The following is a 6,222-nucleotide window of genomic DNA, read 5'->3' as shown; positions in this document are numbered from 1 at the left end:
TCAACGCCCCCGGCCTTGGAAAAAATGGCGTTAAGAAAATGGGAGGCTGGCACCGTCTGAGCCACACCTAAGGTGTGCGAAGGCGCCAAAAACTGTTTGAGCCCAACACGCCAATCAATCCTAAACCTGGACGGGCGAGTTTTTTTGGTGCAGGTGACATCCTCCCATTTTTAGCCAGTTTTTCCCAGCCTTGATCTTTTTTTGTTACTTTTTTTGCATCAAGGCAAAAAAAGTAAACAGAGTCTTTCGACCTCCCGTCGAAAAATAGCGCCCTTGCCCGCCCGGCAAAATGCAAACAGTTCCTTCAACCCTAATCTCCTTAAAGAAAGGGCATAAGCTTAAACTAACTGGCCCCGGATAACATTCCGGGGCCAGTCAATTTAAACTTCTGTCCTTCTTCTTTTGAACTTGTCCATCAGCGTTTTCCCTGACGAAGTCAGCCTGTTATGAGAAGTGAGATAATGTATTACTTTGTGCTCCACCCAATGGTGCAACGGCAATAGCAGCGCCGCCAGCGCGATCATGAACATGAGATCTTTCCAGGGTTCTCCTTCGGTGATATAAGCAATATTTTTCTTGAATATGAGAAAGATGAACTCGAAGAACATCAGGAAGGTAAAGAATCCGATCATCTTGATCGTCGCGGCAGATACTTTGAACATACCCATCATCACCAGCACGATCAATAAAGTGGCAATGCCGATGGTGATCGCCAGGTACTGGATATTGTAACGCTTTCTTTTTAATTCAAGTCGTTCTTTTTCCAGTTGCGCTTCGCGCTGTTGTTCTTCTGCAATCTCTACCTGGCTGATCTCTTTCTCTTTGTTGACAGTCTCTAAACTGTCTTTATATTGATGGTAAATACTGTTATAAACACTTGCCTGCTGATAATCACCCTTTCTTCTGTATAAAGAATCCAGGCTCTGCACAGCTTTTTTTGAAACCTCCAGCTGTCCCACCTTATCAGCGGATTCCCTTGCTTTCCTGAAGAGTTCAATAGCCTTATCCAGCTGGTTGATCTGTGAATAATAATCGGCAAATTGAGAAAAGAAAGTTGCTTTTGAAAAATCGCTGGCGGTCTTTTCATAATAGGGCGCTGCTCTTTCGAAATAGATCTTTGCTGAATCGTACTGGCGAAGCTGGTGATAAATATAACCATACCCCTTATCCACCTCACCACTGAATCCGAAATTTGCGAGGTATTGCTTCAGTTCAATCCCTTCAGCTGAATTGAAATATTCCAGGGCCTTTTGAGGCTCATTCATCCGCAGGTATTCATTCAGCAGACTTGAATACCCGGGAACTTTCAGCGTAGTGAATTTGAGGGAATCGGCTATCTGCACCGATTTTCTGAAATACTTGATCGCCATATCGTGGTTCCCTTTCTGCGCGTACAGGTTCCCTATATAATTCTGATCCATCGCGTTGACGTAAGGCGTATTTTTCTCTTTCATCGATGAAAGCTTTTTGTTTGCTTTCATATAGTAATCGATGGCCTGGTCAAAGTCGCCGACACTGCTGTAGAACACAGACAGGTTGATCATGCTGCTTCTCTCAAGGACCGGTATCTTCAATTGCTCTGCAATACGTGCAGCGGTAAAGTAATTCCGCAATGCGATGATCTTTTCATTTCTTGAAATATAAACATCGCCATACAGGTTGTAAGCTTCAGCTTTCAGTGAGTCATTGTTCAATGTAGATACAAGGGAGAATCCCTGGTTGGCAAGATTCAGGGCTTTGTCGTTATCAGGAACTGCAAGGTAGATATGACTTAGCCGGAGGAGAATGCCGGCAGTCTTGTCATCCATTTTATTCTGACGGGCAATAGCCAGCGCCTTGTCGTAGAAACCGATCGATCGTTTTACATATTCTGTATTGCCTGGTTGGTAGGAGCATCTTACGCCATTGGACGTATAGGCCCTGATCATCAATTTCCGGTCGCGGGACTCTTCAGCAACATCGATCAGTTGCTGACCATAATCATCAGCCTGTTTCAGGTCGACGTTCATCAGGGTGCGGGACAGGAAGTCAAGCCAGTATATTTTGTCTTCTGTCGTCTTGGCTTTTGCCAGCTCTCTTTTCATCGAATCGACAGCGGCTGCCTGCTGAGCGTGTGCTGAAGTGAAAATCAGTAAAAAAATCAGGGATAACACCAGGTATCTCATATCAAGTATGGTTGCGGGGTCAAGATAGGGCGATTTTATGAAACCATAAGGAGAGGCGCCTGTAAAGTTTACAACAGTGCTATAACGGGCTTCCCGGATGCGAAACAACGATCAGGAGATCTCTGTAAATAGTCTGACGGAGGTTCCTGCACGTTTAGCAGAAACATAGTTAAGATCAAATCAGCGCGGATCAGTAAGGCTATCTCCAGCGAAGCGTATTGATCAGGTGCTTAAGGTCCTGTTTGAGAAAGTCGTTTACAATACTTAAAGAGTCTTCGTTTGGCGCGGCATTATAATACAAGGCTCCTCGCAGAAAATGACGGGTACTATCTGTTACGAAGAACTGGTTAGCCGTTGCCGTGTTTCCTTTCAGGGAGAAGTAGATGCCTTCAACACCGGACGGCGTATTGATGGCACTGTCTTCGATTCCGGTAGCAATATCGGTATGTTGTTTATAGGCCATCTTGAAACCATCATTAACCAGTGAATCAAAATTCTTTGGAGTAACACCTTTGTAGCTGATGTAGATCCTGCCATTGAAACGGGGAAAATCTATATTGATCCACCAGTCACCGGCTTTTGTATCAAAAAAAGAGGTGTCTTTTGCAACCGTGGCATATACCGGATATTCAAATGTATAGGGGTAGCCCGGCTCATCAAACGTTTGATATTTTTTTTCCGGGAACGTGATATTGAAATAACCTTTCTTCTTGTATGTGTAAGGGCTGTTGCAGGATAACAGGAATGTGGTACACAGCGCACAACCGAGAAGTAAAAAGAAATAATTACGCATTAGTTTGGTTTGCTTGTTCAGGCTTTCCTGTTATTGTTAACGGTTACTTTGATCAGCTTGACCCTTACATTATCTGCTTCCAGAACGGTAAAGTCAAAATCACCGCTGGTCACCACATCATTGACGGCGGGAAACTCTCCGGCCATTTCGAGTACCAGTCCGCCAAGCGATTCACTGTCACCACGAACATCGTCAAATACATCGATAGGGAGGTGCATCACTTTGCATACGTCATGAATCATCGTCTTGCCTTCAAATATGTAGTTATTGTCATCGATCTTTTTATCATGGCTTTCTTCTTCATCAAATTCGTCCCTTATCTCTCCGATCACTTCTTCCATCACGTCTTCCATGGTCACAATGCCGCTGGTCCCGCCAAATTCGTCCACCACTACTGCAAAATGAATATGACGTGATTGGAAATCTCTAAGCAGATCAGAGATCAGCTTGGATTCCGGAACGAAATAAGGCTGACGCATCAGCCCGTGCCAATCAAAACTTGCCGGCTGCTGCAGGGACGCGACCAGATCTTTTGTATTGATAATACCAACCACTTCGTCCATGCTTCCTTTGTAAACGGGTAGTCTTGAATAATGAAGTTCTTCCACTTTACTGATCAGATCGTCAAATGTCGCGCTATGACTGATGCCATTCACTTCAAGACGGCTTCTCATGATCTGCTTAACAGTGATCGATCCAAATTTCACGATCCCTTTCATGATATTCTTTTCCTCCTGCGACGCTTCCTCATCAGTTTTTATGTCGATGGCATCATCCAGTTCCTGCATATTGACCGCCTCAGATTTGTTTGCTCCGAGTTTTCTCCCGATGGAGTCTGCAAAAGATACGGCCCACTTACTGATGCGTCGAAGAAGAAGATGTACGGCTTCCACAACAATGGCAGATCCATAAGCAAAACGAAGATTGTTTTGAGTAGCCCACACTTTCGGAAGTACTTCCCCAAAGAATACAAGTACGAAAGTGATCACAAGTACTTTGGATAATAATTCCAGAATAAAATGAATATGCTGAAAAGAGATGAAGTGCCCGATCAGGAAGTTTGTTAGTACGATTATGGAGATATTGATAAAAATACTGGCGATCAGCAGCGAGGCGAAAACCTCTTTTGGCTCATCCAGAAAGTTGATGATGCGCCTTGCAGCCGGATGCTGTTTCGTTTTCAGCATATTTATATCCTTATCATTCAGCGAAAAGATTGCTACTTCGGCGCCGGAGATCGTAAATGTCAGTAAAAGTAATGCCACCAGCAGGATGACCATAAGGGTGATCCCCTGGGTATTAGCAACAAGGAAAATATGGGCTGGGAATTTGCAAAGTAATTGAATGGCCGAATGACTCTCCAATGCAGTGTTTTTTTCGGTTGAATGATTATACAGGCAAATGCCTGTTCCGCAAAAGTATTACTTTAAACTAAAAGGGAAGGTTTTCTGAGGGGTCTCCAAGTGAACTATCGTGATTTCCCAGGTTTTCGATGCCGCTTTCGCCGTGATTCGACGATCCTTCCATCCGTTTATCCAGCATTATCAGGTTATCACCAACGACTTCCGTGGCAAACTTCCTGTTTCCGTCCTTATCTTCCCAGCTGCGGGTCCGAAGACGCCCTTCGATGTAAACAAGGCTGCTCTTGTGAAGATATTTCTGGGCCAGTTCGGCAAGACCGCGCCATAAAACAACTGTATGCCATTCCGTTTGTGATACCAGCTTTCCTGATCTGTCTTTGAATGTTTCTGTTGTTGCAAGGGGAAATTTCGCAACAGCGATATTACCTTCCAGGAATTGTACGTCCGGGTCTTTACCCAGGTTGCCGATCAGCATCACCCTATTTACTCCTCTCATACGATTTCTTTTTATCTGATTTTTAGAACCTTCCGGCCTTTACTCTAAAGTTAATTTTTTTATATGGAATGGAAAAATGTGCCAATCTCCAGGACCGGGTCGGTTTCGTCTACACTTAATCGGAATCTAATCGATCCCGGGAAAGAGAATCACCAAGGACGCTGACCACCAGAAATGGGTGCTAAGCTCTCTTTATGTTCCTTGTGGCCATCCGTGGTTCTTTACGATGCTCTCCTGTGTGAATGGTTCTTCAAAACAGCGTCTGATCAATAGCGTCCCTTTTTTCCAGGAACTGGTTGATGAACTTTGGGAACGGATACTCCGCCATTTCTTTTTTTGAAACCCATGCAGCTCCTGCCGGCAGCTTTCCCGATCTATCCGCTTTGATAGAAATAAATCTTCCGGCGATCAACTGATGCGATAATTGTTGTTTGAACAATGGAGAAACAAACGACAACGAGTACTTATCGGGGATTATCCATTCCTGTTGTTCCGCCATATCGATCAAAGCAGCTGTTTCCTGTTCTGCTGTTGTTTCAATAACAGGGAATTCATACAGTTGATTCCAGATATCTTTTCCGGTTCTTTGCCTGATCGCCAGTTTGCCCTTGTGTTCGATCAGGAGATAATAAAACCAACGCTTTTTTATACTCGTCTTTTTTTCTTTGACCGGCAGCTCATTCACCTTATGTTCCAGGTAAGCATAACAGTCTTTATTGTATACACATGTTGGGCAAAGAGGCAGTGCTGGCTTGCAAACGACGGCGCCAAAATCCATGATCGCCTGGTTATACAATCCGGGGTTCTTCTTATCGAGCAGTTCATCGGCAAGTTCCGTAAAATATTTTTTTCCTTCTGTCGAATCGATCGGTGTCAATATGCCGAATATGCGTGAAAGAACACGGAATACGTTGCCGTCAACAACTGCATGCGGAAGATTATACGCAAATGAAGAAATTGCTGATGCAGTGTATGGCCCTATTCCTTTGAGCGCCCTGATATCATCATACGTATCGGGAAAGACACCATTAAGGTCACTGGAGATATATCGTGCTGTTACCAGAAGATTTCTGCAACGGGAGTAATAGCCAAGTCCTTCCCACAGTTTGAATACAGTTGTATCCGGAGCTGCTGCGAGATCTTTGATGGTTGGAAATTTCGCGATGAATCTTTCGTAATAGGCAAGTCCCTGCTCAACCCGGGTCTGCTGGAGGATGATCTCGCTGAGCCAGATCCTGTAGGGGTCTTTTTCGCCTTTCCAGGGCATGTCCCGGGTATTCTTTTCCTTATTCCACTTCAGCAGCAGGGTCGAAAACTCGTCTGTAGGCCTCTTTTTAGCTGTTTTTTTCATGTTTGGGTGGTCCCGGACCTAAATATCCGGCATTTTCGGGATCAGAAAAGGAAATT

Annotated in this window: 5 protein-coding genes; all 5 read right to left on the bottom strand. The window is 44.4% G+C overall.

Features of this window, described 5'->3' with window-relative positions; genetic code table 11:
• Positions 1–380: 380 nt before the first annotated feature.
• Positions 381–2,165 carry a tetratricopeptide repeat protein gene (locus tag LZZ85_RS25360; RefSeq protein ID WP_237876456.1) on the bottom strand — a complete coding sequence of 595 codons (1,785 nt, stop codon included), beginning with the start codon at positions 2,163–2,165 and terminating at the stop codon, positions 381–383.
• A gap of 199 nt (positions 2,166–2,364) precedes the next feature.
• Positions 2,365–2,958 carry a gliding motility lipoprotein GldD gene (gene gldD, locus LZZ85_RS25355; RefSeq protein ID WP_237876454.1) on the bottom strand — a complete coding sequence of 198 codons (594 nt, stop codon included), beginning with the start codon at positions 2,956–2,958 and terminating at the stop codon, positions 2,365–2,367.
• Between the two features lie 17 nt (positions 2,959–2,975).
• Positions 2,976–4,322, bottom strand: a complete 1,347-nt coding sequence (gene gldE / locus LZZ85_RS25350) for a gliding motility-associated protein GldE (RefSeq protein WP_237876453.1) — start codon at positions 4,320–4,322, stop codon at positions 2,976–2,978.
• A gap of 67 nt (positions 4,323–4,389) precedes the next feature.
• On the bottom strand, positions 4,390–4,815 hold the full coding sequence (locus LZZ85_RS25345; protein ID WP_237876452.1) for a single-stranded DNA-binding protein: 426 nt from the start codon (positions 4,813–4,815) through the stop codon (positions 4,390–4,392).
• 250 nt (positions 4,816–5,065) lie between these two features.
• The gene (gene mutY / locus LZZ85_RS25340) at positions 5,066–6,166 is read right to left on the bottom strand and encodes an A/G-specific adenine glycosylase (RefSeq protein ID WP_237876451.1); all 1,101 of its coding nucleotides are present in this window, start codon (positions 6,164–6,166) and stop codon (positions 5,066–5,068) included.
• Positions 6,167–6,222 lie beyond the last annotated feature (56 nt).

This window comes from Terrimonas ginsenosidimutans (assembly GCF_022012415.1).
Taxonomy (GTDB): domain Bacteria; phylum Bacteroidota; class Bacteroidia; order Chitinophagales; family Chitinophagaceae; genus Terrimonas_A; species Terrimonas_A ginsenosidimutans.
Note: the sequence above shows the minus strand (reverse complement) of the source record. Positions and strands in the feature narration are given on the sequence as shown.

What these genes read in the sequence shown, in the direction of transcription:
- LZZ85_RS25360 (WP_237876456.1), bottom strand. Translation starts at nt 2,165, where the DNA reads ATGAGATACCTGGTGTTATCCCTGATTTTTTTACTGATTTTCACTTCA.
- gldD (WP_237876454.1), bottom strand. Translation starts at nt 2,958, where the DNA reads ATGCGTAATTATTTCTTTTTACTTCTCGGTTGTGCGCTGTGTACCACA.
- LZZ85_RS25345 (WP_237876452.1), bottom strand. Translation starts at nt 4,815, where the DNA reads ATGAGAGGAGTAAATAGGGTGATGCTGATCGGCAACCTGGGTAAAGAC.
- mutY (WP_237876451.1), bottom strand. Translation starts at nt 6,166, where the DNA reads ATGAAAAAAACAGCTAAAAAGAGGCCTACAGACGAGTTTTCGACCCTG.